Below are 26,213 nucleotides of genomic sequence, written 5' to 3'. Positions count from 1 at the left end.
CAGGCGGCCCGTCGGCTCCGGGCCGGGTCAGTCGTCGAGGGCCGGGCCGCAGGCCGCCGCCGCCGTGGCGGCGAGGGCGTCGAGGCCGTGGACCTGCACGAGCGGGCGGGTGTCGTCGACGACGGTCCAGCAGGAGTCGACGACGTCGTAGCGGGCGGTCGGGCCGTCGGCGAGGAAGCGGCGCAGCGCGTCGACCAGGCGGTCGACGGCCTCGCTGGTCGTGCCCACGCCGACGGACGCGCGGATCGCGCCGCCGGACGCGCCGAGGTGCGCGAGCAGCGGGTGCGCGCAGAACCGGCCGTCGCGGACCCCGATGCCGTGCTCGGCGGACAGGTACGCAGCGACGAGACCCGGGTCGTGACCGGGGACGGTGAAGGTGAGGACGCCGACCGGGTCCGCGGAGTCGGGCCAGATGCGCGCGACCTCGACGCCGTCGATCGTGCTCAGCCCGTCGACCAGGCGGGCGCGCAGCGCCTCCTCGTGCGCGAGCAGCGCACCCGCGGGGAGGGCGGCGAGCCGGTCGCACGCCTCGGCGAGCGCGATCGCGCCGATGACGTTGGGCGACCCGGCCTCGTGCCGCGCGGGTGCCGGCTGCCAGACGGTGCGGTCGGCGCGCACGTCGCGCACGGCGCCTCCCCCGGCGAGGTAGGGCGTGCCGGTGTCGAGCCAGTCGCGGCGGCCGACGAGCGCCCCCGCGCCGAACGGCGCGTACGTCTTGTGACCCGAGAACGCGACGTAGTCGGCGCCCGTGCGGGCGAGCGAGAAGCCGCGGTGCGGGACGAGCTGCGCGCCGTCGACCGCCACGCGCGTGCCCTCGGCGTGCGCGAGCGCGACGACCTCCTCGATCGGCAGCGACTCACCCGTGACGTTCGACGCGCCCGTGATCGTGAGCAGCGCGTACGGCTGGGTCGCGAGCTCGGCGCGCAGGGCCGCGAGGGTGTCGGCGACGGTCCGGCCGATCGGCAGGATCGTCGTGGTGTTGCCGTGCCGCTGCGACGACTGCACCCACGGCAGCAGGTTGGCGTGGTGCTCGACGTCGAGGACGAGCACCTTGCCGCCCGCGGGGACGACGCCCGCGAGCAGGTTGAGCGAGTCGGTGGTGTTGCGCGTGACGATCGCGACGTCGTCGGGGCGGGCGTCGACGAACCGCGCGATGCTCTGCCGGGCCGACTCGTAGAGCGCCGTCGAGACCTGCGAGAGGTAGCCCGCGCCGCGGTGCACGGACGCGTAGAGCGGCAGGACCTCGGTCACGCGCGCGGCGACGGACTCGAGCGCGGGCGCGGACGCCGCGTAGTCCAGGTTGGCGTACACGCGCTGGGTCCCGTCGACGAGCGGGACGGTGGTGGTGCCGCCGACGACGGGCAGCAGGGCGGGGACGGGCTCACGGGTCGACGCGCGGGCCGCGTCGACCTCCGCACAGGACGTCTGCTCGGCGATGACGGACATGGTGCTCCTCACGGGTCCGTGGGACCCGGCACCGCCGGCCCCCGCGCTTGCCGTCCGCCGGTCGGCGGTCGGCCTGGTCGTCACCCGGGGCACCCCACCGCGGAGGAGGGTTGCCGGCCAGCGAGCCGGGGCTTCGCGCTGGCGCTCATGACCTGACGACGAGGGTTCCGTCGGGCGCGGGCGTGTGTCAACGGGACACGTCGGCCGTCTCGCATGACGGGACACGCTGTCCACTCCTTGGCGCGAGGTCGGGCGCCGCGCGTAGCATCACGCCAACCATCCAGAGCGGCCGAGAGATCTGGCTCGACGACGCCGCAGCAACCCCCCGGTCCGCCGGGCGAGGGTGCTACCGCCAGGACCGATGGAGGATCGCGATGCCGTACGCCGGTGACCTGACCCCGCAGCAGGCGTGGGACCTGCTCGCGTCCGACGAGCGCGCGCTGCTCGTCGACGTGCGCACCGACGCCGAGTGGCGCCTGATCGGCATCCCGGACGCGACGGACATCGGCGGCCGCGCCGCGCTCGTCGAGTGGACCACCCCGCAGGGCCTCAACCCGCGGTTCGTCGACGAACTCGCCGAGGCGGGCCTCGAGCCCGGCGACGAGCGGCCCGTCGTCTTCCTCTGCCGCTCCGGGGTCCGCTCGGTCGCCGCCGCGCAGGCCGCGACCGCCGCCGGGTTCGGCCCGGCGTACAACGTGCTGCGCGGGTTCGAGGGCGACGTCGGCCCCGACGGACAGCGCGGGCACGTCGGATGGCGCGCCGAGGGTCTGCCCTGGACGACGCTGTGACCGCCGACCGCGTGCCGGGCCGCGTGCCCGGTCCCGGCGACTGGGACGACCGGTCCGTCGACCGCGCCACGCTGCGGCCCGACACGCTCGCCGTGCGCGGCGGGCTCGTCCGGTCCGAGTTCCAGGAGATGTCCGAGGGCCTGTTCCTCACCCAGGGCTACGTGTACGACTCCGCCGCGCAGGCCGAGTCCGCGTTCGCGGGCGACGTCGACCGGTTCCTCTACTCCCGGTACTCCAACCCGACGGTGTCGACGTTCGAGGAGCGGCTGCGCCTGCTCGACGGCGCCGAGGCCGCCTACGCCACCGCGACCGGCATGTCGGCCGTGTTCACGGCCCTCGCCGCGCTCGTGCAGCAGGGATCGCGCATCGTGTCCGCCCGCGCGCTGTTCGGGTCGAGCGTCGTGATCTTCGACGAGATCCTCGCCAAGTGGGGCGTGCGCACCGACTACGTCGACGGGCACGTGCTGTCGCAGTGGGAGGAGGCGCTCTCGACGCCCGCCGACGTCGTGTTCTTCGAGACGCCGTCCAACCCGATGCAGGACCTCGTCGACATCGCCGCCGTGTCCCGCCTCGCGCACGCCGCGGGTGCGACCGTCGTCGTCGACAACGTCTTCGCGACGCCCGTCCTGTCCCGCCCGCTCGACCTCGGCGCCGACGTCGTCGTGTACTCCGCGACCAAGCACATCGACGGCCAGGGCCGCGTGCTCGGCGGCGCGATCCTCGGCTCGACCGAGTACGTCCGCGGTCCCGTCCAGACGCTCATCCGCAACACCGGACCGTCGCTGTCGCCGTTCAACGCGTGGGTGCTCCTCAAGGGCCTGGAGACGATGTCGCTGCGCGTGCGGCACCAGGCGGCGTCCGCCCTGACGCTCGCGACGTGGCTCGAGCAGCACCCCGCGATCGAGTCCGTCCGCTACCCGTTCCTGCCGTCGCACCCGCAGCACGACCTCGCGCGGGCCCAGCAGACCGGCGGCGGCACCGTCGTCACCCTGAACCTGCGCGTGCCCGAGGGCGCGACGCCCGACGTCGCGAAGAAGACCACGTTCGCGTTCCTCGACGCGCTGCGGGTCATCGACCTGTCGAACAACCTCGGCGACACCAAGTCGATCGTCACGCACCCCGCGACGACGACGCACCGCAAGCTCGGCCCCGAGGGGCGCGCCGCCGTCGGGATCGCCGAGTCGACCGTCCGCCTGTCCGTCGGGCTCGAGGACGTCGAGGACCTCCGCGACGACCTCATCCAGGCCCTGGACGTCGCGGCCGGCTGAGCGCGGCTCGGAGCGGGGCGACGGCGCGACCGTCAGAGACTGAGGGCCTCCACACCGGGCAGGTCGGCGAACCGGGCGCGCGCGTCCCGGGACGCGAGGACCCGGCCGGTGTGGGCGGCGTGGGCCGCGATGATCAGGTCGTGCGCGCCCCGGGGGACGCCGGTGCGGCGCACGTGCGCGAGCAGGCGCGCGTGCTGCGTCGCCGTGTGCTCGGTGTAGTCGAGCACGGTGACGTTCTCCAGCACCGCGTCGAGGACGCGCGCGCGGTCGGCCGCGCGGGCCGCGGTGTCGGCGAGCTCGATGCCGGTGCGGAACTCGGCCACCGTCACCGCCGCGATCGCGAGGTCGTCGTCGTCGAGGACGGTCCTGTCGAACGCCCGACGCTCGTAGGCGATCAGGGTCGTGGTGTCGAGGATCAGTCGCCGGCCCACGGATCCGTCTCGCTCGTGAGCAGGGCGGTGGCCTCCGCGATGTCGGCCTCGAACGCGTCGTCGAGCCGCGGCACCGCGTCGAGCGCCTCGCGCAGGCTCCGACCCGTGGCGGCGGGCACGGGAGCGATGCGCGCGATCGTCCGGTTGCCGCGCGTCACCATGACCGTCTCCCCCCGCTCGACGGCGTCGAGGAGATCGGAGAAGCCGCGCGAGGCTTCGGTCGCGGTGAGGATGCGCACCCGCTCAGGCTAGCAGACGGATCTGATTGTCTGATTTCCCGCTGGACGTCGATCGAGCCCGCGACGATCCCCAGCGGCCCCCTCAGCCCGGACGGCGGGCGGTGAGGTCGTCGACCGTGACGACGACCTGCGACGGGGTCGCGTCGGCGCTGAGGTAGGTCGTGAGGCCGATCGCACCGCGGGTCTGCAGTGCGGCCGTCGAGTCGGTGACGGTGACGGCCCACGCGGAGGGCTCGGCGGTCCCGTCCTTCCACACCCGCACACGGACGGTCGTCGGCGCGACACTGACGGCCTGCACACGGAGACGCAGCCGGTCGGTGGCGCCGACGACGAGGCCCGGCACCGCGACCGCGCGCAGCGTCGTCCCCGAGCGCTGCGCCTGCGCCTGGACCGTCCCCGTGCTGCTGACGACCGCGCGACCTGTGTAGGTGGCGCTGCCGACCTGACGCGCGACGAGCGCGAGGTAGAGGCTCCGGCTCGTCGGGCGCGTGAGCCCGAAGGTCGCGGTGAGGTCGGTGTCCTGCGACGAGACGCCCGCCAGGTTCGCGTACCGCGTGTGGCCGGCGGGCGTGCGGACGCGGGCGGCCGTGCCGTCGACGGAGAAGTCGGTCGGCACGACGGGCGTCGTCCACGCGCCCCCCACCTCCGCGGTGCCGAGACCGTTCGTCGCCGTCCGTGTGAACGGGTCTGCGGCGAGGTAGCCGTCGAGTCGCGCGACCTCCGTCGCGGCGAGCGCGAACGCGCCGACGCAGTACGCGATCGACGTCGTCGTGCTGGGTGCGGCGGGCTGGTCGCCGACGAGCTGGCAGTTCGAGACGAACCCGGTGCTCGTCAACGAGACCGTCGACAGGCCCTGCCACGCGCGGAGCACGACCGGCAGGTAGGTCGCCGCGTCGAGCAGCCCGGTGCGGATCCCGTACGCCATCGCGTACGTGAACAGCGCGGTGCCGCTCGTCTCGGGCGCCGGGTACAGCGACGGGCTCAGCAGGCTGGAGCGCCACATCCCGTCGGCACCCTGCAGCGGCACCAGGCGGGCGGCCATGCGCTGCAGCATCGCCCGGTACTCGGCGGCCTGCGGGTCCGTGGGCGGCTGGACCATGAGGGTGCGGGCCATCGCGGCGAGCACCCAGCCGTTCCCGCGCGACCAGAACACCTTGTGCCCGAGCGCGTCCCGCTGCGGGACGAACTGGCAGTCGCGCCACCACAGGCTCTCGGTCGCGTCGAACAGGCCGGTGCGGCCGCACCCGCGGCGGTACGTCGTGAAGCCGTCGTCGCGCAGGTAGGTGTAGAGCTGCGCGTGCTTCGCCGCGTAGGCGCTCTCACCCGTCCGGGTCGCCCAGCGCGGCCACAGCGGCAGGCCCATGAACATCGCGTCGATCCACCAGTACCGGTCGGCGGGCAGCGCGAGGTCGGCCGCCATGAGGGTGTCCGACTGGCCCAGGTCCGCCGGCAGGCCGCGGGCGGCCATGTCGTACCAGACCTGGATCGCGGCGCGGCTGTCCGGGTTGGACGTCGGGCTCGGCGGCGCGTCGCCGGTCCACGCATTCCGCTCGCCCCACGCCTGGAGCCACTGGGCGTAGGTCGCGTCCCCGGTCTCGCGGTGCAGCGCCTCGACGGCCATGAAGTACGGCGCCCACCGCCACCCGGCGTCGGACGTCGCACCGCCGCCGGTCGCGTAGAAGTGGTCGACGGCGAGCCGTGCCGCCTGCACAACCGACGCACGCGACGGTGGCGCCGGGGTCGCGGCGACGGCGGGGTGCGGGACGAACGACACGGCGGCCACCAGGACACCCGCGACGAGCACCGTGAGCGCACGCGACCTCGCCCGGACGCGTCCGCCACCCCGGGGACTCGTCGACGTCGTCGTCATGGACCTGTTCATCGCGTGCCGCCTCACGGACCGCGGACCACCGGACCTCCCCCGACGGTACGACCGTCGGTGCGCGCGGCACAGGTGACCAACGGCCCGCCTCGTCGCGGAGCGGGCGCGGGGCCTGGCGCGACGTTCAAGGCCGGCAGCCGCACTGCCGATGACCTGCGCATGCGCACTCCGCGACCGGTGTTCGTCATCTCGCTCGCCGTCGTCGCCGTGGGCGCGGTCGCGGCCGTGACCGTGCCCGGGGTCCTGCGGGCCGTCGACGGGCACCTCCGAGCCGAGGCCGTCGAGCGTGCGACCGCGCTGCCCGCGCCCGCGGGTGCCGTCACGCAGGCCGGGTGTCACGCCGACGACCTCGTCGCGTGCTGGAGCGTCGACCGCGCCGTCACGGACGTCGCCGCCGACCTCGCCGCCGGGCTCGGCGGCACGGACAGCGGTGTGCTCGAGCAGGACTGCTCGCCGACACTCGTGGCACCCGACCTCGAGTCGGACGCGTGCCACGTGTTCCTGCGTCTCGAGCGCGGCCACGGGGTGTTCGCCTTCGTCGACCCGACGGTCGACGAGGACGAGGACGGCACCGTCGTCGTGATGGGCGCCTCCGTCTCGCTCAGCGCCTGGTGAGCGTGGGGGCGTCCGCCTGACGCGTCCGGCCCGGCGAGCGCCGCGGTCAGTCGGGCGCGACCTCCGTGACGCGGCCGTCCTCGACGTGCCACCGGCGCGTGAGGCGGACGGTGTCGAGCATCCGGCGGTCGTGCGTGACGAGCAGGATCGTCCCGTCGAAGGACTCCATGGCCTGCTCCAGCTGCTCGATCGCGGGCAGGTCGAGGTGGTTGGTCGGCTCGTCGAGGACCAGCAGGTTGACGCCGCGGGCCTGGAGGAGCGCGAGCGCGGCGCGGGTGCGCTCGCCGGGGGACAACGACGCGGCGGGGCGGCCGACCTGGTGACCCGCGAGGCCGAACTTGGCGAGCAGCGTCCGCACGTCGGCCGTCGTCCAGTCCGGGACCTCCCGCGCGAACGCGTCCCCGACGGGTGCGTCACCCTCGAAGGCGGCGCGCGCCTGGTCGACCTCGCCGACGAGCACGCCCGGTCCGAGCGCCGCGCTCCCCTGGTCCGGCGTGACGCGGCCCAGCAGCAGCGCGAGCAGCGTGGACTTGCCCGACCCGTTCGGGCCGGTCACCGCCACGCGGTCCTGCCAGTCGAGCTGCACGTCGACAGGTCCGAGCGTGAAGTCGCCGCGCCGCACGACCGCCGCGCGGGCCGTCGCCACGACCGCGCCCGACCGGGGTGCGGCGGCGATGCTCATGCGGAGCTGCCACTCCTTGCGCGGCTCCTCGACGACCTCCAGCCGCTCGATCATCCGGTCCGTCTGGCGGGCCTTCGCGGCCTGCTTCTCCGACGTCTCGCCGCGGTGGTGCTTGACGTTCTTGTCGTTGTCGGTGGCCTTGCGGCGGGCGTTGCGGACGCCCTTCTCCATCCACGCGCGCTGCGTGCGGGCCCGCGCCTGGAGCGTGTCGCGGCGGGCGGCGTAGTCCTCGAACGCCTCGCGCGCCTGGCGGCGGGCCGTCGACCGCTCGTCGAGGTAGGCGTCGTAGGAGCCGCCGTAGCTCGCGACGCGCTGGAGGCTGCGGTCGATCTCGACGACGCGCGTGACGGTCCGCGCGAGGAACTCGCGGTCGTGGCTCACCACGACGACCGGTGCCTGGACGCGGTCGACGAACTCCTCCAGCCGGTGCAGGCCGTCGGTGTCGAGGTCGTTCGTCGGCTCGTCGAGCAGGTACAGGTCGAACCGGGACAGCAGCAGCGCCGCGAGCCCGACACGCGCCGCCTGGCCGCCGGACAGCGCCGTCATCGGCAGGTCCAGGTCGACGGTCAGGCCGAGGTCGTCGGCGACGACCCCGAGCCGTGCGTCGAGGTCCGCGCCGCCGAGCGACATCCACCGCTCGAGCGCCTCGGTGAACCGGTCGTCGGCGCCGGGCTCGTCGGCCGCGAGCGCGTGCGACGCGTCGTCCATCTCCGCCTGCGCGTCGAGCACGCCCGTGCGGCGCTCCAGGAACGTGCGCACGGTCTCGTCGTCGCGGCGCTCGACCTCCTGCACGAGGTAGCCGACCTGCGCGGTCGGCGGCGACAGGCTCACGGCGCCCGACTCGGGCGCGCGGCTCCCGGCCAGGATGCGCAGCAGCGTCGTCTTGCCGGCGCCGTTCGGCCCGACGAGCCCGACGACGTCCCCGGGCGCGACGACGAGGTCCAGGCCCGAGAACAGCTCGCGGTCGCCGAAGGCGGCCGACACCGCGCGGGCCTGCAGGGTCGCACTCATGCGCCCATCCTCCCCGACGGCGACGGCCGGGTCCGACGTCAGCGCGTGGCGTCGACGAGGACGGCGACGCCGTCGAGGAGGCGCGCGAGGCCGAACTCGAACGCGCGGTACGGGTCGTACGCCGCCTGGTTGGCCTCGCCCGCGACGGGGCCGACGCGCGCGACGGTCGGGTAGGTGTCGGCGTCGAAGACCTGGTCGACGTAGGGCGCGGTCGCCTCCCACCACTGGTCCTCGCTGATGCCGGTGAGGCGCTCGGCCTGCGCACGGTCGAGGACGCCGCGCGCCGCGCCCGAGACGAACCCGTTCACGAGGGTGACGACGGCGTCCATGGTGACCTCGTCGAGGCCGGTGCCATCGACCGCGCGGAGCTCGACCTCGTACTTCGCCATGACGTTCGGCCCGAGCGGGGGGCGGCCCATCGTCGCGACCTGCAGGAGCCAGGTGTGGCGTTCGAGGACGGCCCAGTTGGCGCGGGCGACGGCCTCCAGCCGGTCGCGCCAGCCGGCGGGTGCGACGGTCGACGCGTCGGCGGCGTCGGTGAGGCCGCCGAGCGCATCGACGACCTCCCCCAGCACGGCGTCGACCATGAGGTCGACGAGCTCGGCCTTGCCGGGGACCCACGTGTAGAGGGTCATCGCGCCCACGCCGAGCTCGGTCGCGACGCGGCGCATCGACAGCGCGGCGAGGCCCTCGGCGTCCGCGAGCATCACGGCGGTCTCGACGACGCGGTCCACGGACAGCCCGGCGGCAGCGCCGCGGCCGCGCGGGGCGGCGGGCTCGGCGGTGCGCCAGAGCAGGGCCATGCTGCGGGCGGGGTCGCCGGTCCCGGTGTGCGTCCCGGTGTGCTCGGTCATGACCTCATCCTCCCTGCCGGGAACAGGTGGCGACGCCCGTGCGTTCTTGTCGTACGCTGTACGATAAGCGCTCCCGTCCGAGGAGGTCCACCCGCATGCCCACGTCCACCGGATCCCCGACCACCCGCGCGGCCACGACGGCCGCATCCGACGTGCCCGCCGTCCGCGTCCGCGGGCTCACCCGCCGCTACGGCGACACCACCGTGCTCGACGGGCTCGACCTCGACGTCGAGCACGGCACCGTCCACGCGCTGCTCGGCCCCAACGGCGCCGGCAAGACGACCACCGTCCGCATCGTCTCCACGCTGCTCGACCCGCACGGCGGCACCGCGCACGTCGCCGGGTTCGACGTGGTGCGGGACGCCGCGCAGGCGCGCCGCCGCCTCGGGCTCGTCGGCCAGCACGCCGCCGTCGACGAGATCCTCGGCGGCCGCGACAACCTCGTCATGTTCGGCCGCCTCTCGCACCTCGGCACGCGCGCCGCCCGGCGTCGCGCCGACGAGCTGCTCGAACGGTTCGACCTCGCCGACGCCGCCGACCGGCCCGTCGCGACCTACTCGGGCGGCATGCGGCGACGGCTCGACCTCGCCGCCGGGCTCGTCCTCGACCCGCAGGTCCTGCTCCTCGACGAGCCGACGACGGGCCTCGACCCCGGCGGGCGCCGCGAGGTGTGGCGAGCGGTGCGCGACCTCGTCGCGGGCGGGACCGCGGTGCTGCTCACCACGCAGTACCTGGAGGAGGTGGACCAGCTCGCGTCCCAGGTGAGCGTGCTCGCGCACGGCCGGCTCGTCGCCCGCGGGACGCCCGACGAGCTCAAGGCGTCGATCGGGCAGGACCGGCTCGACGTCGTAGTCCGCACCGAGGCCGACCTGCCCGCGGCGCGCGCGGCCCTCGACGCCGTCGGCACCGACGTCGAGACGGACGTCGCCACCCGGCGCGTCACCGCGACCGTCGCGGACCGCGTCGCCGCGCTCACGCACGTGGTCCGCACGCTCGACGACGCCCGCGTCCCCGTCGACGACGTCGCCCTGCGCCGCCCGACCCTCGACGAGGCGTTCCTGCACCTCACCGGGGCTCCGGCCGAGGCCCCGGTCGACGCGCCGGCCGGGTCGACGGCCGGCCCCGCCACCGACACCGCCCCCGCCGCGACCGCCGAGGAGGTCTCCCGATGACCGCGACCACCGTCCCCACCCCGACCGCGCCGACCGTCCCGTCGGGCGGCCCGTCGTGGGCCCTGCGCGACGCCTGGACCGTCACCCTGCGCGACCTCGGGCACTGGCGCCGCCAGCCCTGGGACCTGCTCATCGGGCTCGCGTTCCCGCTGCTCCTGCTGCTGATGTTCGGCTACCTGCTCGGCGGCGCGATCGACGTCCCCGGCGGGTACATCGAGTTCCTGTTCCCGGGCATGCTGGCCGTCACCATGGCCTTCGGGCTGGAGTCGACGATGACGGCCGTCGCGAACGACGTGCAGCGGGGCGTGACCGACCGGTTCCGGTCGCTGCCGATGTCCCGGTCCGCGGTCCTCCTCGGCCGGGCGTTCGCGGACATGCTCTCCTCCGTCGTCGGGCTGCTCGTGCTGCTCGTCGGCGGCCTCGCCGTCGGGTGGCGCTGGCACGAAGGGCTCGGCAACGCGCTCGTCGCGCTCGGGCTGCTGCTCCTGCTCCGCTTCGCGTTCCTGTGGCTCGGCATCTGGCTCGGGCTGCTGTTCCGCGGGCAGGGCGGCGTGACGGCGGTGCAGATCCTCGTGTGGCCGTTCGCGTTCCTGTCGAACGCGTTCGTCCCGATCTCGACGATGCCCGGGTGGATCGAGGCGCTGTCGGCGTGGAACCCGATCACCGCGACCATCGCCGCGACGCGCGACCTGTTCGGCAACCCGACCGTCGCGAGCACGGGCTGGGCGTCCGAGCACGCGCTGCTGCTCGCCGTCGTGTGGCCCGTCGTCCTCGTCGGGGTGTTCGGCGTTCTGTCCGTGCGGCGCTGGACACGTCTGGGTCGCTGACGCGGGTCGCCGGGGTGGTGCGTCGACGGCGTGACGCACCACCCCGGCGCCGGCGGGTGCCGGACGGGACACGCCTGTGGAGGACGGGCCTGGCGGTCGGGCCGCCGCCGTATCCTCCACCGCATGCGTCTCCTGCTCACCGGTTCCAACGGCTTCCTGGGGACGCGGATCGTCGCCGACGCGCACGCGCGCGGCTGGCAGGTCGTCGGCGTCGGGCGCGCGGCGACACCGTCGAACGACGTCGCGCACTACGTCCGGCACGACCTGTCGCTCCCCCTCCCTGACGACGCGGTCCCCGGGCCGGTCGACGCCGTCGTGCACTGTGCCGCCCTCGCGTCGCCGTGGGCACCGCCGCGGGCGTTCGTCGCCGCGAACGTCGACGCGACGCGGCACGTCGCGCGCTGGGCCGCCGACCACGGCGCACCGCCGCTTGTGCACGTCTCGTCGTCGTCCGTGCTCTACCGCGACGCCGACCAGTACGACCTCACCGAGGACAGCCCCGTCCCGCCCGACGACGAGCTGCTCAACGCCTACGCCCGCACCAAGCGGATCTCCGAGCGCGTCGTCGCCGGCTACCCCGGCCCGCACGCCGTGGTGCGGCCGCGGGCGGTCTTCGGCGTCGGCGACACCGTCCTGCTGCCGCGGATCCTGCGGCTCGCACAGACCGGCGTGCTGCCCGTCCTGGAGCGACGCGACGGCCCCCCGGTCCGCACCGACCTCACCGACGTCCACACCGCCGCGCACTACGTGAACGAGGCCGTCGAGCGACGCGTCGAGGGGCTCTACCACCTGACGAACGCGCAGCCCGTGGACCTGTACCCCTTCCTGCTCGGCATCCTCGCGCGGCTCGGCGCCCGGCCGCGGACCGTGCGGGTCTCGCCGTCCGTGGTGCGCGGGCTCGCGGGTGCCGGTGAGCAGGTGTCGGCGACGCTGCTCGGCTGGCGCGAGCCGCCCCTCACCCGGTTCGGCGTGTCCGTCCTGTCGCGGTCCAAGACGTTCGACATGACGCGCACGCTGCGTGACCTGGGCGCGCCGGCCGTGTCGCTCGACGAGAGCGTCGACCGGCTCGTGCGCGCGCATGGCTGAGGCCGCGCTCGTCGTCGCGGCCCTCCTCGTGGTCGCGGCCGCCGTACGCGGGGGCCTCGCCGCCGCGTCGATCGCCGGGGCTACCCAGGCGGGCGGCGTCGGCGCGGACGAGGCGCTGCGTGACGTGACCGTGCTCGTCGCGGTCCGCTCGGGCGACCCGCTGCTGCCCCGGGTGCTCGCGTCGTCCGTCGCGACGCTCTCCCCCGCGCGGGTCCTGCTGCTGGTCGACGACGACGACGTCGCCGGGCAGGACGCGGCCGGCGCCGCCGTCGCAGGTCGCCCGCACGTCGAGGTCGTCGTCTGCCCGCCGCCCGCACCGGGGATCAACCCCAAGGTCCACAAGCTCGCGCTGGCCGACGTCCGCACCCGCACGGTCGTGCTGCTCGACGACGACACCGCCCTCCCCGCCGGAGGGCTCGCCCGCCTCGTCGCAGCGCTCGGCGACGCCGACCTCGCGACCGGCGTGCCCGTGTACCGGGAGCAGGGCGGGCTCTGGTCACGGCTGCTCGCGGCGTTCGTCAACGGCTCCGCGCTCGTCACCTACCTGCCGCTGGCGCGCGTCGGACCGCCCGTCAGCGTCAACGGGATGGTCGTCGCGTTCCGGAGCGACGACCTCGCGACGGTCGGCGGGTTCGCCGCGCTCGCGACCGCGACCTGCGACGACTACGCGCTCGCCCGCCTGTTCCGCGCGCACGGGCTCCGGATCGTCCAGACCGCGCACCCCGCGCTCGTCGCGACGACCGTCCCCAGCGCGTCCGACTACCTGCGGGTCGTGCGCCGCTGGCTGATGTTCGCGGGCGAGGTCGTCCGCCGGGACCTCTCGCCGCGGCTCGTGCTGCTCGTGCTCGTGCCGACCGCACTGCCGCTCGTCGCCGTCGTGCTCGCGGCGGTGTCCCGCGACGCGACGGCCGTCGTCGCGACGCTCGTCGCGCTCGCGGGGTCGGCACTCGTCACCCGGACGCTGCGACGGCGCGTCACCGCTTCCGGGAGGTCCACGGGTGCGGACCTCGCGCGCACAGCCACGCCCGCGGTGGCGACCGCCGGGGGCAGCGCGCACGGCGGGGTCGTCACCGAGGACGGCTCGGGTCGCGGCGGCGCGGACCTCTGGACGGCGCCGACGCACGGCGGCGCGTCCGGCTGGCTCGGTGTCGCGCTCGAACCGGTCGCTGCCGTGCTCGCTCCCCTCCAGGCCGTCGCCGCGCAGGTCGGGCCGCGGACGGTGACCTGGCGCGGGCGCCGTGTCGTCGTCGGGATCGGGTCCGCGCCGTGAGGTGGCTCGACGCGCACGCGACGGCGACCCCGGTCGCCGACGCGGTGGACGCGCGCGTCGCCTGGCTCACGGGGCAGAGCTCGTGGACGCACTCGGCACTCTCGCCCGAGCAGCACGCCGTGCTCGACGACCTCGCCGTCGCGGGCTGGACCCCGCTGCGGGTCGGCTTCCCGTGGACCGACCGAGCGCTCGCCCCGTACCGACGCGAACCGCTCGTGCGGGCGTCCGCGCGCAACGCGGCGCAGTGGGCGGCCGCCCGGCCCGGCACGGCGTTCACCCGGGAGACCGTGCGCCATCTGCAGACCTTGCTCGACCGGACGCGTCGCGACCTGCTGCTGCTGTGCGGCAGCACCGGCGCACGGATGATCGCGGTCGCCGCGCCGCGGCTCGCCGTGCCCGCCGGGCTGCACGTGCGCGTCGTCGGCCTCGGCCCGGTCGGCCCGCTCCCGCCCGCGGGTGGCCCGTGGACCGTGCACACCGTCCGCGGGTCCGCCGACCTGCTGAGCCGCTGGGGGCACCGTGGCCCGGTCGACGTGGTCGTCCCAGGCGGGCACCTGCGGGCCGCCACGTCGCCCGAGGCGAGGGCGGCGCTGGCCCGCATCGCCGCGGGACCGGGGCGTGGCCGGGTGCCGGCGAGTCCCGGTGAGCCCGACCAGCGGCGGGACGCGTCATGAGCGCGCGCCTGCTGCTCGTCGCGCCGCCCTTCGCCGGGCACCTCAACCCGCTCGTCACCCTCGGCCGCGGCCTGCGCGAGCGCGGGTTCGACGTCCGCTTCGCGACGGGGGCGACGAAGGTCGACCTGCTGCGGGCCCACGGCTTCGCCGTCGACGCGCTCCTGCCCGACGACCCGCACGTGTTCGACCGCATCGCCGACACGTCCGGACCGGTCAGGTCCAACCCGCTGCTGCTCACGCGCCAGCTCGCCGCGAACCTGCGGCTCCTGCCCCGCGCCCGCGCCGAGCTCGACGCGCTCGTGCGCCGCGACCGGCCTGACGCGGTGCTCGCCGACTTCACCGCGCCGGTCGCCGGCATGGTCGCGCTCGACCACGGCCTGCCCTGGCTCACGACGATGCCGACCCCGTTCGCGCTCGAGACCCGCACCGGCACACCGTCGTACTGCGGCGGGTGGGGTCCGGCCCGGCACGTCGGCCACCGCGTGCGTGACGCCGCGGGCCGCGCGGCGACGCGTGTGACCAAGCACGCGATGCAACGCGTTCTGGCCCCCGCCTTCCGCGCCGCCGGGACGGGCGTGTACCGCGCCGACGGGTCGGAGGCCGCCTACTCCCCGACGCACATCCTGGGGCTGGGCATGACCGAGCTCGAGCTACCCCGCGACTGGCCCGCGGCGTTCCGCATGGTCGGGCCGGTCACGGCGACCCCGGAGCGAGGGCCGGCACCGCGGCTGCCCGACGGTCCGCGCGTGCTCGTCACGCTCGGCACGCACCTGCCGTGGGCCAAGGAGGACCTGGTCGAGCACGCCCGCACGCTGGCCGACGCGCTCCCCGGGCACGCGGTCGTCGTGAGCCTCGGCGACGCCACGCGGTCCTCCCCCGACCCGCTCCACGTCGACGGTCGCGTGCACGTCCACGCGCACGTGCCGTACGACGAGGTCCTCCCCGGATTCGCGGCGGTCGTGCACCACGGCGGCGCGGGCATCACGTACAGCGCGATCCGCGCCGGCGTCCCGGCGGTCGTGTGCCCGCAGGACTACGACCAGTTCGACTTCGCGGCTCGCGTCGTGGCCGCCGGCGCCGGGGTGCGCGTGCGACGCCTGCGCGGCCGCCGCCTGGGCGACGCGGTGCGCACCGTGCTGGACGCGGACCGCACGCGTCTCGACGCGCTCGCCGCCGCGGCCGCGGCCTACGACCCGGTCGGTGCGGTCGCCGACGCGGTCAGCGGGTCCCTGCGGGGACGGCCGGATCCCGCCGGACACGTCGACGCTTGACCAGCGGGTCGCGCGGCTCGACGACACCGGGCACGACCGAGGGGACGGCGAGGCCCGCGCCCGCCAGCGCGAGCTCCAGCGAGCGTCGCGCGGCGTCGTACGCGGTGGCGGGCTCGACCGCGAGGCGCAGCACGTCGGTCGCCGTCTGGTCGACACGGAAGTCGTCGACCTCAGGGACCGCGAGCACGGCCGCCCGCACGAAGTCGGGGTGGAACGCGCCGAGCACCGGTCGCACGTCCCCACCGCCCGCGACCGTGAGCGCGTCACCGGGAACCCCGCCCCGGCGCGGCAGCCACAGGACGTCGTCGGACCGGCCGACGATCTCGCGCACCACGAGCATCGGGGAACCGCACGGGCAGACGTCGTCGTCGGGCACGAGGACGTCACCGACCCGGCGACGCAGCACGGCCTGGCTGCTGCGAAACAGGTCGGTGACGACCGGAACGAACCGCCCGCCGCCCGCGTCCTCGCGTTCGACGACCACGAGGTCCTCCGCGAGGTGCAGCCGGCCGTGCGCGCAGCTGGCCCCGAGGAACCCCTCGGCGGCCTGGTACACCTGGTCGACCCGCACGCCGAGCCCGTCCTCGACGACCGCGGCGTCCTGCGGGTCGAGCACCTCGGCCACGGACAGCACGCGACCCGGGTGCACGCCCAGGCCCGCGCGCGCGACCGCGACCAGCACCGACGGCGGAGCGACGAGCACGGTCGGGTCGGCGGCGCGGATCTCGTCGAGCAGACGCTCCTCGTCGAGCGCGAGATCGACGAACCGGAAGCTCACCCGGCCGCCGTCGACGCTCTCGTACAGCGGCCCGCCGGCACGCAGGACGAGCGTCACGCGGGCGCCGGCGAGCAACCCGTCGGGGAGGGTGCGGGCGAGGACCTCCCCCGCCCACCGGTCGCGCTCGGCCGCGGACGTGAGGAACGCCGTCTGCCGGCCCGTGGTCCCGGACGACAGCCCGACGGAGAGCCCACGGAGCGTGGTGCCGAAGTCGCGGCCGCGCTCGGCCGCACGCGCCGCGGCCAGGCACTCGTCGAGGCCGACGCCCCGCACGTTGAGGTCGGCGAACCGCGCGAGCACGTCGGCCTTGTCGACGACCGGCAGGTCACCGAGCGCGCGGGGCTGCGTGCCCGCGTAGAACGCGTACCGGCGCGGCGCGAGCCGCAGGACCCGGCGCAGGTGCCGGTCCTGCCACGCCACGAGCGCGGCCCGGTCGGCGAACGTCCGCCGCCGCGCCCGCGCGTAGTGCCAGACGACACGCGCACGGCTCACGACGACAGCTCCGCCCGCGCCTCGGCGATCGCGGCCTCGTCGTGGGCCGGCAGCACGAGCAGGTCGGGGCGACGCTCGGCGAGCCGGTGCAGAGCCCCGATCGTCCCCGTGTAGCGCGCCCAGTCCGCCGACAGCAGCCGGACGACGGGCGCGGGCAGCTCGCCGTGCGTCACCGCGCGCCGGTCCCAGGCGGCGTCGCCGACGAGCAGCACGTCGCGCGCCGCCGTGCGCACCAGGACGCCGAGGTGACCGGTCGCGTGCCCGGGCAGCGGCACGACGACGACCGATCCGTCCCCGAGCAGGTCCCGCGCACCGGCCAGCGGGTCGAGGTCGGCGTCGTCGGCGGGCGGGAGGGTCGCCGGGTCGAGCAGCCGGTCGGGCAGGTCGTCGGGCAGGAGCGTGGGGGCGAGCCCGCGCCGGAGGCGCCCGAACCCCCGGACGCGCGCGGCCTCCTCGACGGCCCGGCGAGCGACGACGACGCGAGCGGTCGGGAAGTCCCGCAAACCGCCGACGTGGTCGGCGTGCAGGTGCGTGACGACGACGTGCGTGACCTCGGACGCGCCGATCCCGCGCGCCGCGAGCTGCGCGACCGCCGACTCGTCCGGCCCGACGTGCACGGGCAGCAGCGCGCCGTAGACCCGGTCGATCCCGTGCGACAGCGCCTCGACGACGCGCGGCGCGTACCCGGTGTCGACCAGCACGACACCGCCCGCGTGGTGCACGACGCCGACCAGCGCCGGGAAGCGGATCTGCGCCCGGCCCGCGCCGCGCCGCGCGACACCCGCGCTGTGGGTGGTGTGCCCCGCCTCCAGCAGGGTCAGCCCGACGGTCACCACGTCAGTACCGCAGCATCGTCGCGGACAGCGCCAGCCCTGCGCCGGTGCCCAGCAGCAGCGCCGTGCCGCCGCGCCGCAGGCGGCCCGACGTCACCGCGTGGTGCAGCGCGGTCGGGACCGATGCGGACACCTGGTTGCCGTGGTCGGCGAGGATGTCGACCACGGCATCCGGGTGGACCCCGACGCGTTCGCGCAGGTAGCGCAGGCCCACGGCGCTCGCCTGGTGCGGCACGACGACGTCGACCTCGCCGACCCCCAGCCCGGCGCGGGCCTCCAGGTCACGCAGGAAGCCGGGCAGGTGCCGCGCGACCTGCCGCAGCAGCGCGGCGCCGTCCATGCGGAACAGGTAGGCCGACGGGTCGTCCGGCGGCGTGGTCACGTTGAACCGCGTCCCGCCCGCGTCGATCCGGCACGCCGCCCGGGCGTCCGGCCACACGCCCGACGCGCTCGCGAGGACCGCGGCCCCGTCGTCCGGGCCGGTCGGACCGACGACCACCGCGGCCGCGCCGTCGCCGAACAGCGCCGACCCCTCGACCTCGCGGTGGTCGAGGCCCTTCGACGCGATCTCCGTCGCGACCACCGCGACCCGCTCCCACCGGCCGACCGCGACCGCCGTCGACGCGAGGTCGAGGGCGGTGAGGAACCCGACGCACGACGCGTTGACGTCGAGCGCCGCGACCCGCCCGCCGGGCACGCCGAGGTGCGCGGCCGTGAGGACCGCGGTCGTCGGCATGGGCTGCTCGGGCGCGACGGCCGACACGACCACCGCGTCGAGGTCACCGGCGTCGAGGCCGGCAGCGTCGAGTGCCTGCCGCACCGCGGCCGCCGCCATCACCGACGACGTCTCCTCCGCCGACGCCCAGCGGCGCGAGCGCACCCCGGACCGCGCCTCCGACGTGCCGGCGTCGCGCCCGTGCGCGGCGTCGAGCTCGGAGGACAGGACGACACGGGACGGGCGGTGGACACCCGTCCCCAGCACCCGGACGGGCAGGGACGGGACGGTGGACCGGCTCAGCACGCGGGTCAGGATGCCACGCACGGCGCGCGCTCCCGGCCGCCGCTCCACAGCGCCGTCCGAGTCGTCCGCCACCGTCCCGAACGTCGCCCGGAGCACGCACCCGGACGCCGGCAGGGGTGCGCACCGGACCCACGCGCGCCCCCGCCGTACCGTCGTGCCATGACGCACGACGGTGTCCGCAACGTCCGCTCCGCGCTCGCCGGCCTCCCGGCGCCCTACCAGCCGCACCGCCTCGCCACGGTCAACGACCACGACGTCAAGGTCGTGACGCTCGACGGCGAGTTCGTGTGGCACACGCACCCCGACACCGACGAGCTCTTCCTCGTCGTGTCGGGCCGCCTGACGATCCAGCTGCGCGACGGCGACGTCGACCTCGGCCCCGACGACGTGTTCGTCGTCCCGCGCGGCGTCGAGCACTGCCCCCTCGCGCACGGCGACGTCCGGGCCGTCCTGATCGAGCGGGTCGGCACGACCAACACGGGCGACGCGGGCGGCGACCGCACCCAGCCCTTGCGCGAGCTCGACTGAGACCGGCGACGGGCCTGTCCTCAGGCGGCGGTCGCCGCTGACGTGCCGAGGCGGTGCGCGTGCTCGCGGGAGCGGCCGACGAGGGCGAGGACGACGGCGTCGACCCCGGTGGCCCCGGCGAGCGCGGCGGCGTCCGCGCGCACCTGCTCCGGGGTGCCGACGAGCCACGTCGACGACGGCCGCCACGCGAGCCCGGAGAACGCCTCGGCGTACGAGAGGTTGGCGCGGCGACGGGCCGCGTCGGTCTCGTCGTCGGCGACGACCGTCTCGACCTCCAGCACGACGCGCACGTCGCTGCGACGCCGGCCGACCGCGAGCAGGTGGCCCTCCAGCACGGCGACGAGGACGTCGACGGCTGTCGGCGTCGTGAGCGTCGGCGAGTAGCGGATGCGGACGGTGTCGGCCGCGGCCGCGGACCTCAGGAGGCCGACGTCGTCGAGCGCGGCGCTCGCCACGACGACCTCCGCGCCGTGCGGACCGGCCGCGACGGAGGTGGGCTCGACGGTCGTGCGGCCGGCCCGGTCGACCACGACGCGCTCGACGACGGGTGGGGCCGTGGCGGCGGGCGCAGGAGCGGCAGCGGCAGCGTGCATGCGGGCGACGGTGAGGGTGTGCGGCGCGCGGGTGCGCGCGAGGAGCTGAGTCACGGGAGGAGGTCCTCGGGTCGTACGGGTGCGCGGCGAGGGCCGTCGGGCCGCGGGCGCGCGAGGTCGTCAGCTCAGCGACAACACACCCGGGACGAGGACATGCGGGCAGGCTAACCGCGGCGCACGGCCACGCACCACCCCTGTCCGCGACGCGAGAACACGCGGGTGCGACGCTCGTCAGGCGCCCAGCAGCCACCGCAGCGTCCGCGCGTTGCGGACCGCGTTCCCGTCGCCGTCGTTGTTGAGGTAGACGAGCACGTCGCGGCCCTGCGCGTCCCACTCGCGCACCCGGTCGGCCCACCACCGCAGGTCGTCGTCGGAGTACGAGCCGCCGTAGAGCCACCGGTGCTCGGGCCCGTGCAGCCGCACGTAGACGAACGGCGCGGTCGCGCGCAGCACGCACGGGAGGCCGGCACCGCTCATGACGCACGACGCGGCGCCGTGCCGTTCGAGGATCGCGAACACGTCGTCGTGCTGCCACGACGGGTGCCGCAGCTCGACCGCGACGCGCACCCACCAGGGCAGCGACCCGAGGAACCAGTCGAGCCGCGCGTCGTCGCGCTGCTGGTCGGGCGGCAGCTGGACGAGCAGCACCTCGCGCCGGTCGCGCAGCGCGTGCCACGAGCGGGCGATCCGGTCGGCCCAGACCTCGGGCGCGTAGAGCCGCTTGGCGTGCGTGAGCCCGCGGGACGCCTTGACGGACATCGTGAAGCCCTCGGGCAGGCGGCGGTTCCAGGACGCGAAGGTCGCATCGCGCGGCCAGCGGTAGAACGACGCGTTGAGCTCGACGGTGCCGAACTCCTGCACGTAGCGGGCGAGCCGGTCGTGCGGCGGCAGGCCGGGCGGGTAGAGCACGCCCTCCCAGTGGTCGTACGACCAGCCCGACGTCCCGACGCGGATCGTCACGCTGGTCCCGGCGACGCCGTCAGAGCGTCTTCGCGAAGCACAGGGACAGCAGGTCGCCGACGTAGGGACCGAACGGCGCGACCGGCCGGTAGCCCTCGTCGACGTAGAGGCGGACGGCCTCGGGCTGGCGGACGCCGGTCTGCAGGAGCAGCGACGTCATGCCCGCCGCCCGCGCCTCCGCCTCCAGCGCGCGCATGAGCGTGCGCGCGAGGCCGGCGCCACGCGCGCTGTCGTCGACGAAGAGCTTCTTCACCTCGCCGGAGCCCGCGGGGTAGCCGTCGCGCGGTCCCCGCAGGGCGACGTGCGCGGCGGGCTCGCCGTCGAGGAGCGCGAGCAGCACGACCAGCACGCCGACGCCTTGCGCCGCGTCGTCGCCGTCGAAGCCGCCCGCCGCGTCCCACATCGGCTGCAGCTCGGGGTACCGCCACCCGTTGAACCGGTGCATGGCCCGGCGCAGCTCCCGCGCGCGCGGGTCGTCCCACACCGTCCGCTCGACCGTGACGCGCCCCTCGTACCGCGGCCCGCGCTCCGCCTCGGGGACGGGGACCAGGTACTTCGCGAAGCAGCGCGAGTCCGCGACGCCGACGTACTCGCCGTAGTTCTCGACCGGGAAGAACCCCGCCCGCAGGTAGAGCCCGATCGCCTCGGGCTGCAGCGGTCCCGTCTCCAGGACGAGGCAGCGCACGTCCTGCGCCGTCGCGAGCCGCTCGAGCTCCGTGAGGATCAGGCGCGAGTAGCCGCGACCCCGGTGCTCCGGGACCACGTACATGCGCTTGACCTCGGCCGTCTGCGGTTCGAGGTCGTCGTACACCGCGTCGACGTCGCGCAGCGCACCGATCGCGACCGGCTCACCGTCCGCGTGCAGCAGCACGACGCCGATGATGTCGTCACCGTTCATCTCGTGACCGATGTCGTCCTCGCCGTACCGGTCCCGCAGCTCGGCCTGCTGGGCGTCGCGCAGGCGCACGACGTCCGGGTGGTCCCAGGAGACGACGTCGACCGTGACGGCCGGGGCGTCCGCCGTCATCAGCCGACGAGGGCCTTGAGCACCGACGTGAAGAAGCGCAGCCCGTCCGTGCCCGTGCGCGGACCCCGGGGGCCGTCGGGGCCGAAGCCCGCCTCGACCGCGTGCTCCGGGTGCGGCATGAGGCCCACGACGTTGCCCGCCGCGTTGCTGATGCCCGCGATCCCGCGGCGCGACCCGTTCGGGTTCCAGCCCTGGTAGCGGAAGACGACGCGGCCCTCGCCCTCGAGCTCGTCGAGCGTGCGCTCGTCGGCGACGTACTGCCCGTCCTGGTTCTTCAGGGGGATCGTGATGTGCTCGCCCTGCGCGTAGTCGCGGGTCCACGGGGTGTCGGTGCGGTCCACGGACAGCACCTGCTCCCGGCACACGAAGTGCAGGTGGTCGTTCTTGATCATCGAGCCCGGCAGCAGGTGCGCCTCGGTGAGGACCTGGAAGCCGTTGCAGATGCCGAGCACCGGCAGGCCCCTGTGGGCGGCGTCGACGATCTCGCCCATGACCGGCGCGAAGCGGCTGATCGCGCCCGCACGCAGGTAGTCGCCGTACGAGAAGCCGCCGGGCAGGACGACCGCGTCGACCCCGTGCAGGTCGGCGTCGGCGTGCCACAGCGCGACGGGCTCGCCGCCGGCCAGCCGGACCGCGCGCGCCGCGTCGCGGTCGTCGAGCGTGCCCGGGAAGGTGACGACGCCGATGCGGCTCATCGGGCCGCGACCTCGGCGTCCGTGTCCTCGTAGACCGCGACGACGTCCTCGATCACCGGGTTCGACAGGACCTGCTCACCGGCCGCGCGGGCCGCGGCGAGGACCTCGTCCGTCACCGGCCCGTCGACCTCGAGCTCGAACCGCTTGCCCTGGCGGACCGAGGAGAACTGCGCGAAGCCGAGGCGCGGCAGCGCGCCTGCCACGGCCTTGCCCTGCGGGTCGAGGATCTCGGGCTTCGGCATGACGTCGACGACGACTCGTCCCACGGGGGTGCTCCCTGAGTTCGCGGCGGTGGGGGTCGCGGCGATTCTACCGACCTGCCGCGCACCCCCGGCCCCGTGTCCGCCAGCCGGAGCCGACGGTCACGCGTCGCGCTGCGGCGGGTCGAGCGGCTGGTACGGGCCGAAGCGGCCGACGTCACCCGCGGCCGCCGGTCGGCGCGGGTCCTCGTGGCGCAGCGTCCGCCGCGCCGCGCGCACGACCTCCCCGAGCACCATCACGGGGAAGCCGAACAGCACCGCATCCCACGAGACCCACCCGATCGCCGCCATGCCCGACGCGACCAGCCCGAAGACCGGTCCGAACAGCAGGATCTGCGCGAGCGCGACGCGGGCGTGGAACCAGCGTCCCGTGACGTCGTCCTCCAGCCAGCCGGAGTGCTCGGGACCGGGCAGCCGGTCCCGGAACCGGAAGGCGAGGTAGGTGCGCAGGGGCGGCCGCGTGCGGCGGCGGGTCGACCATCCGCCCCGGACGAGGCCCAGGGCCGTCCGGAGGTCGACGCGCCGGGCGTCGGGCGCCAGGTCGGCGAGCAGGGCGACGGCCTCGTCGGCCCGCGCACGACGCCAGCGCGGCGGGTAGGCGCGCAGCCACCGTCGGGCGGAGCGCTCGAAGCGGTCCGGGGGCGGGAGGGCCATCACGCACCACCCAGCAGCGGGCGTGGGCGGACGGGGGCGGCGAGGACGCGCTGCGCGCGCCGGGCGAGGTCGGCGAGGCGCGCGGTCTCGACGGTGAGGACGTCGCGGCCCTCGGGCGTCAGCCGGTAGTAGCGCCGGACGCGTCCGTCGACCACGACCTCGCCCGACGCCTCGGCGTACCCCGCCTCGACGAGCCGGTCGAGCACGCCGTAGAGCGTGCCCGCGCCGAGGCGGACGCGGTCGTCGGAGAGCGCGCGGACCTCCTGGACGACGCCGTACCCGTGCCGCGGCTCGTCCGCGAGCGCGAGCATGACGAGGTACGCCTGCTCGGTCATCCGGAACACCATGCTCGATATATATCGCGTGACGACCTATGGCGACCATCCCTCGGACGGGCGACGCCGCAGGTCAGCGGGGCCGTGGCGGCGTCGGACTACATCGCGCGGTGCGTCCACGCGCCCGCGACGAGCGTGCCCGCGACCGGTGTCGAGCGGAGCGTGCCCGCGACGGCGCCTCGGGCCAGCGGGTCGTCGTCGAGCACCACGAGGTCGGCCGGGTCGCCGACCCGCAGGCCGAGCCACCGCCCGTCGACCGACGCCGCGAGCGCCGTGAGCAGGTCCAGCCGCTGCTCGGGGTGCCACGGCTCCCGTCCGTCGCGGGCACGCCAGACGGCGGCGTCGATCGCGACCCACGGGTCGAGCGGCGCGACGGGCGCGTCGGACCCGAGCGTGAGTGCGACCCCGGCGGCGTGCAGCGTCGCGAGCGGGAACGCCCGGCGCGTGCGGCCCGCCCAGTGGTGGTCGGCGACGTCGCGGTCGTCCATCGCGTGCTCGGGCTGCACGCTCGCGACGACGCCGAGCGCGGCGAACCGTCGCACGTCGTCGTCGTCGAGGAGCTGCGCGTGCTCGACGGACCCGGCCGCACCGGACGCGGCGAAGGCGTCGAGCGCGAGCGCGTTGGCGGCGTCGCCGATCGCGTGGATCGCGCACCGCAGGCCGTGCGACCGCGCGTACGTCATGAGCGGGACGAGCCGCTCGGGCGGCACGGACAGCACACCGCGGTCGGACGTGCCGGGGTACGGGTCGTGGCAGTAGGCGGTGCGGGTGTTGAGCGAGCCGTCGGTGATGACCTTGAGCGGCCCCTGCTCGACGAGCCCCGTGACGCGGTCCCCGGTGTGCAGGTCGTCGCGCACGACGCGGTCGAGGTACTCCTCCCAGACGCCCGCACGCACGCGCAGCACGCCGGGCCGGGCGGCCGACCGGCGGCGCCAGACGTCGAGGTTGTCGGCGATCTCCAGGTCCACGACCCCGACGACCCCGCGCGCGGCGGCGGCGAGCGCCGCGTCGTGCACGGCGGCGTCGGCGACGTCGTCGGGCACGTGGTCGACGGCCCCCTGCAGCGGCAACCAGTCGCCCTCGCGCAGCAGGCCGCCGTCGTGCGCGCCGACGCCGAGGAGCCGGAGGCCGGCCGTGGACAGCCACGCGCAGTGCAGGTCGCCCGAGACGAGCACGACGGGCACGTCGCCGACGGCGGCGTCGAGCAGGCCCGACGTGGGCTCGTCGGGCCACAGCCCGTCGCGGAACCCGAACCCGACGAGCGGGACGCCCGGAGCCGGCGGCGTCACGTCGAGACGCGCCCGGACGAGCGCGACCGCCTCGGCGGCGGACGTCGCCCGCGAGACGTCGAGCCGCTGCCGCGCGAGCGCCCACTGCGTGAGGTGGACGTGCGCGTCCCAGAGCCCCGGCAGCACGTGCCGGCCGTCGAGCTCGACGACCTCGGTCCGCGGCCCGGCGGCGTCCGCGAGGTCCGGCCCGAGCCCGGCGACGCGCCCGTCGCGGAGCAGCACGTCGACGAGCCCGTCGTGGCCGACGCGCCGCGCGCCGCGCAGCAGGAGAGGGTGATTTGTCCCGATTGTCATGTCGCCCGCGTCGACCCCGCCGCTACCGTCGTCATGTGAGCACCGTAGGGGGCGGCATGGATCACGCAGCCGGGTACGACCCGTTCTTCCTCGGACCACCGTTGCCGCTGCCGGTCACGCCGCGGCCCACGGAGGACCTCCCGTCCACGCACTTCACCGTGCAGTTCGACGAGCACCACAAGCTCGCCGCGGCGACCGCCGTCAACATCGACGGCGACCAGCTGCTCGACCTGCCGCGCAACGACAGGTGGGAGCTCGACCCGCGCGTGCCGGCCGACCGGCAGGCGGGCCCGGACGTCTACCGCAACAACCGGCTCGACCGCGGCCACCTCGTGCGCCGCGCCGACCCCGTCTGGGGGCCGCCGGACGTCGCGCAGCGGGCCAACGTCGACACCTTCCGCTACACGAACGCCGCACCGCAGGTCGACGACTTCAACCAGGGCAAGCAGCTCTGGGTCGGCCTGGAGGACCACGTGCTCCGGTACGCCGAGACGTGGCGGCAGCGGCTCAGCGTCTTCACCGGCCCCGTGCTCCGCGACGACGACCCCGTCTACCGGGGGGTCGGCGTGCCGCGGCACTTCTGGAAGGTCGCCGTGTGGGCGACGCCCGACCCCGACGCGCCCGTCGGCGGCGCACCCGACGACAAGGCCCCCAAGCTGCGGCTCGCGTCCGCGGGGTTCCTCGTGGACCAGTCGCCGCTGCTCGCGGGGCTCGACCTCGACGAGGCCCAGCGGGCGGCGCGGGACGTCGACGCTCCCCCGCCGCTGGGCCCGTTCCGCACCTTCCAGGTGCCGGTGTCGACGATCGAGGAGCTCACCGGGCTCGACCTCGGGCCGGCGGTCGACGCGGACGTGCTGCCGCCGACGCGCGCGCTCGGCGACAAGGCGTGGGTGTCGCTGACGGAGCCGTCGGACATCGTCGTCTGACCCCGGCCCGTC

The 26,213-nt window shown here is 75.6% G+C and carries 28 protein-coding genes and 2 riboswitches; of the genes, 11 read left to right on the top strand and 17 right to left on the bottom strand.

Features of this window, described 5'->3' with window-relative positions:
- Positions 1–27: 27 nt before the first annotated feature.
- Positions 28–1,446: an aminotransferase class V-fold PLP-dependent enzyme gene (locus OOT42_RS03495; RefSeq protein ID WP_273653565.1), complete on the bottom strand. Its 1,419-nt coding sequence runs from the start codon at positions 1,444–1,446 to the stop codon at positions 28–30.
- Between the two features lie 38 nt (positions 1,447–1,484).
- Positions 1,485–1,599, bottom strand: a riboswitch (SAM riboswitch).
- Positions 1,600–1,719: 120 nt separating this feature from the next.
- A riboswitch (SAM riboswitch) is annotated at positions 1,720–1,814 on the top strand.
- Positions 1,815–1,820: 6 nt separating this feature from the next.
- On the opposite strand from OOT42_RS03495, the gene OOT42_RS03490 reads away from it, so the two are divergent.
- On the top strand, positions 1,821–2,234 hold the full coding sequence (locus OOT42_RS03490) for a rhodanese-like domain-containing protein (protein ID WP_273653564.1): 414 nt from the start codon (positions 1,821–1,823) through the stop codon (positions 2,232–2,234).
- Positions 2,235–2,245: 11 nt separating this feature from the next.
- Positions 2,246–3,502 (top strand): O-succinylhomoserine sulfhydrylase, encoded by a 1,257-nt coding sequence (locus OOT42_RS03485; RefSeq protein ID WP_273654771.1) that lies wholly within the window; start codon positions 2,246–2,248, stop codon positions 3,500–3,502.
- Positions 3,503–3,534: 32 nt separating this feature from the next.
- Here OOT42_RS03485 and OOT42_RS03480 read toward each other — a convergent pair whose 3' ends face one another.
- The 3 genes from OOT42_RS03480 to OOT42_RS03470 form a co-directional block, all read right to left on the bottom strand.
- On the bottom strand, positions 3,535–3,933 hold the full coding sequence (locus OOT42_RS03480) for a PIN domain-containing protein (RefSeq protein WP_273653563.1): 399 nt from the start codon (positions 3,931–3,933) through the stop codon (positions 3,535–3,537).
- Complete coding sequence (locus OOT42_RS03475) at positions 3,918–4,172, bottom strand: type II toxin-antitoxin system Phd/YefM family antitoxin (RefSeq protein WP_273653562.1); 255 nt, start codon at positions 4,170–4,172, stop codon at positions 3,918–3,920. Before OOT42_RS03475 ends, OOT42_RS03480 begins: the two co-directional genes overlap by 16 nt.
- Positions 4,173–4,254: 82 nt before the next feature.
- On the bottom strand, positions 4,255–6,042 hold the full coding sequence (locus tag OOT42_RS03470; protein ID WP_273653561.1) for a glycoside hydrolase family 88 protein: 1,788 nt from the start codon (positions 6,040–6,042) through the stop codon (positions 4,255–4,257).
- A 171-nt stretch (positions 6,043–6,213) separates the two neighbouring features.
- Between OOT42_RS03470 and OOT42_RS03465 the strand changes: the two genes are divergently transcribed.
- Positions 6,214–6,669, top strand: coding sequence for a hypothetical protein (locus OOT42_RS03465; protein WP_273653560.1), 456 nt, complete (start codon positions 6,214–6,216; stop codon positions 6,667–6,669).
- A 46-nt stretch (positions 6,670–6,715) separates the two neighbouring features.
- Here the strand turns inward: OOT42_RS03465 and OOT42_RS03460 are convergent, their stop codons facing one another.
- Positions 6,716–8,362 (bottom strand): ABC-F family ATP-binding cassette domain-containing protein, encoded by a 1,647-nt coding sequence (locus OOT42_RS03460; protein WP_273653559.1) that lies wholly within the window; start codon positions 8,360–8,362, stop codon positions 6,716–6,718.
- A 38-nt stretch (positions 8,363–8,400) separates the two neighbouring features.
- Entirely contained in the window at positions 8,401–9,216 is an 816-nt protein-coding gene (locus OOT42_RS03455) for a TetR/AcrR family transcriptional regulator (protein ID WP_273653558.1), read from the bottom strand.
- 95 nt (positions 9,217–9,311) lie between these two features.
- Between OOT42_RS03455 and OOT42_RS03450 the strand changes: the two genes are divergently transcribed.
- The 6 genes from OOT42_RS03450 (at position 9,312) to OOT42_RS03425 (ending at position 15,516) form a co-directional block, all read left to right on the top strand.
- Positions 9,312–10,388, top strand: coding sequence for an ATP-binding cassette domain-containing protein (locus OOT42_RS03450; protein ID WP_273653557.1), 1,077 nt, complete (start codon positions 9,312–9,314; stop codon positions 10,386–10,388).
- Positions 10,385–11,215 carry an ABC transporter permease gene (locus tag OOT42_RS03445; RefSeq protein WP_273653556.1) on the top strand — a complete coding sequence of 277 codons (831 nt, stop codon included), beginning with the start codon at positions 10,385–10,387 and terminating at the stop codon, positions 11,213–11,215. Before OOT42_RS03450 ends, OOT42_RS03445 begins: the two co-directional genes overlap by 4 nt.
- A gap of 123 nt (positions 11,216–11,338) precedes the next feature.
- Positions 11,339–12,301 carry an NAD-dependent epimerase/dehydratase family protein gene (locus OOT42_RS03440; RefSeq protein ID WP_273653555.1) on the top strand — a complete coding sequence of 321 codons (963 nt, stop codon included), beginning with the start codon at positions 11,339–11,341 and terminating at the stop codon, positions 12,299–12,301.
- Positions 12,294–13,571, top strand: coding sequence for a glycosyltransferase (locus tag OOT42_RS03435; protein ID WP_273653554.1), 1,278 nt, complete (start codon positions 12,294–12,296; stop codon positions 13,569–13,571). The genes OOT42_RS03440 and OOT42_RS03435 overlap by 8 nt, the downstream gene beginning before the upstream one ends.
- A complete protein-coding gene (locus tag OOT42_RS03430) occupies positions 13,568–14,245 on the top strand; it encodes a hypothetical protein (RefSeq protein WP_273653553.1) in 678 nt (225 codons plus the stop codon). The genes OOT42_RS03435 and OOT42_RS03430 overlap by 4 nt, the downstream gene beginning before the upstream one ends.
- Entirely contained in the window at positions 14,242–15,516 is a 1,275-nt protein-coding gene (locus tag OOT42_RS03425; protein ID WP_273653552.1) for a glycosyltransferase, read from the top strand. The genes OOT42_RS03430 and OOT42_RS03425 overlap by 4 nt, the downstream gene beginning before the upstream one ends.
- Here OOT42_RS03425 and OOT42_RS03420 read toward each other — a convergent pair.
- The 3 genes from OOT42_RS03420 to OOT42_RS03410 are packed head-to-tail and all read right to left on the bottom strand — an operon-like array spanning position 15,464 to position 18,640.
- On the bottom strand, positions 15,464–16,786 hold the full coding sequence (locus OOT42_RS03420) for a F390 synthetase-related protein (RefSeq protein ID WP_273653551.1): 1,323 nt from the start codon (positions 16,784–16,786) through the stop codon (positions 15,464–15,466). The two genes, OOT42_RS03425 and OOT42_RS03420, sit on opposite strands and share 53 nt — an antisense overlap.
- Positions 16,783–17,622, bottom strand: coding sequence for an MBL fold metallo-hydrolase (locus tag OOT42_RS03415; protein ID WP_273653550.1), 840 nt, complete (start codon positions 17,620–17,622; stop codon positions 16,783–16,785). The genes OOT42_RS03420 and OOT42_RS03415 overlap by 4 nt, the downstream gene beginning before the upstream one ends.
- 1 nt (position 17,623) lies before the next feature.
- Positions 17,624–18,640, bottom strand: a complete 1,017-nt coding sequence (locus OOT42_RS03410) for a 3-oxoacyl-ACP synthase III family protein (RefSeq protein ID WP_273653549.1) — start codon at positions 18,638–18,640, stop codon at positions 17,624–17,626.
- A 159-nt stretch (positions 18,641–18,799) separates the two neighbouring features.
- Between OOT42_RS03410 and OOT42_RS03405 the strand changes: the two genes are divergently transcribed.
- Positions 18,800–19,168, top strand: a complete 369-nt coding sequence (locus OOT42_RS03405) for a cupin domain-containing protein (RefSeq protein WP_273653548.1) — start codon at positions 18,800–18,802, stop codon at positions 19,166–19,168.
- Positions 19,169–19,188: 20 nt separating this feature from the next.
- Here OOT42_RS03405 and OOT42_RS03400 read toward each other — a convergent pair whose 3' ends face one another.
- The 8 genes from OOT42_RS03400 to OOT42_RS03365 all read right to left on the bottom strand — a co-directional run bounded on the left by OOT42_RS03400 (position 19,189) and on the right by OOT42_RS03365 (position 25,275).
- On the bottom strand, positions 19,189–19,815 hold the full coding sequence (locus tag OOT42_RS03400; protein WP_273653547.1) for a hypothetical protein: 627 nt from the start codon (positions 19,813–19,815) through the stop codon (positions 19,189–19,191).
- A gap of 177 nt (positions 19,816–19,992) precedes the next feature.
- On the bottom strand, positions 19,993–20,721 hold the full coding sequence (locus OOT42_RS03395) for a DUF72 domain-containing protein (RefSeq protein WP_273653546.1): 729 nt from the start codon (positions 20,719–20,721) through the stop codon (positions 19,993–19,995).
- 19 nt (positions 20,722–20,740) lie between these two features.
- The gene (locus tag OOT42_RS03390; protein WP_273653545.1) at positions 20,741–21,748 is read right to left on the bottom strand and encodes a GNAT family N-acetyltransferase; all 1,008 of its coding nucleotides are present in this window, start codon (positions 21,746–21,748) and stop codon (positions 20,741–20,743) included.
- Positions 21,748–22,443, bottom strand: coding sequence for a phosphoribosylformylglycinamidine synthase subunit PurQ (purQ, locus tag OOT42_RS03385; RefSeq protein WP_273653544.1), 696 nt, complete (start codon positions 22,441–22,443; stop codon positions 21,748–21,750). The genes OOT42_RS03390 and purQ overlap by 1 nt, the downstream gene beginning before the upstream one ends.
- Complete coding sequence (gene purS / locus OOT42_RS03380; RefSeq protein ID WP_168678611.1) at positions 22,440–22,709, bottom strand: phosphoribosylformylglycinamidine synthase subunit PurS; 270 nt, start codon at positions 22,707–22,709, stop codon at positions 22,440–22,442. Before purS ends, purQ begins: the two co-directional genes overlap by 4 nt.
- Positions 22,710–22,805: 96 nt before the next feature.
- Positions 22,806–23,357 (bottom strand): hypothetical protein, encoded by a 552-nt coding sequence (locus OOT42_RS03375; protein ID WP_273653543.1) that lies wholly within the window; start codon positions 23,355–23,357, stop codon positions 22,806–22,808.
- On the bottom strand, positions 23,357–23,692 hold the full coding sequence (locus OOT42_RS03370; protein ID WP_273653542.1) for a PadR family transcriptional regulator: 336 nt from the start codon (positions 23,690–23,692) through the stop codon (positions 23,357–23,359). The genes OOT42_RS03375 and OOT42_RS03370 overlap by 1 nt, the downstream gene beginning before the upstream one ends.
- Before the next feature lie 98 nt (positions 23,693–23,790).
- The gene (locus OOT42_RS03365; RefSeq protein WP_273653541.1) at positions 23,791–25,275 is read right to left on the bottom strand and encodes an amidohydrolase; all 1,485 of its coding nucleotides are present in this window, start codon (positions 25,273–25,275) and stop codon (positions 23,791–23,793) included.
- A gap of 56 nt (positions 25,276–25,331) precedes the next feature.
- Between OOT42_RS03365 and OOT42_RS03360 the strand changes: the two genes are divergently transcribed.
- Complete coding sequence (locus OOT42_RS03360) at positions 25,332–26,201, top strand: DNA/RNA non-specific endonuclease (protein ID WP_273653540.1); 870 nt, start codon at positions 25,332–25,334, stop codon at positions 26,199–26,201.
- The last annotated feature ends 12 nt before the right edge of the window (positions 26,202–26,213 follow it).

It is taken from the genome of Cellulomonas fimi (genome assembly GCF_028583725.1).
In the GTDB taxonomy this organism is placed as follows: Bacteria; Actinomycetota; Actinomycetes; order Actinomycetales; family Cellulomonadaceae; genus Cellulomonas; species Cellulomonas fimi_B.
This window is presented reverse-complemented; position numbering and strand designations above follow the sequence as displayed.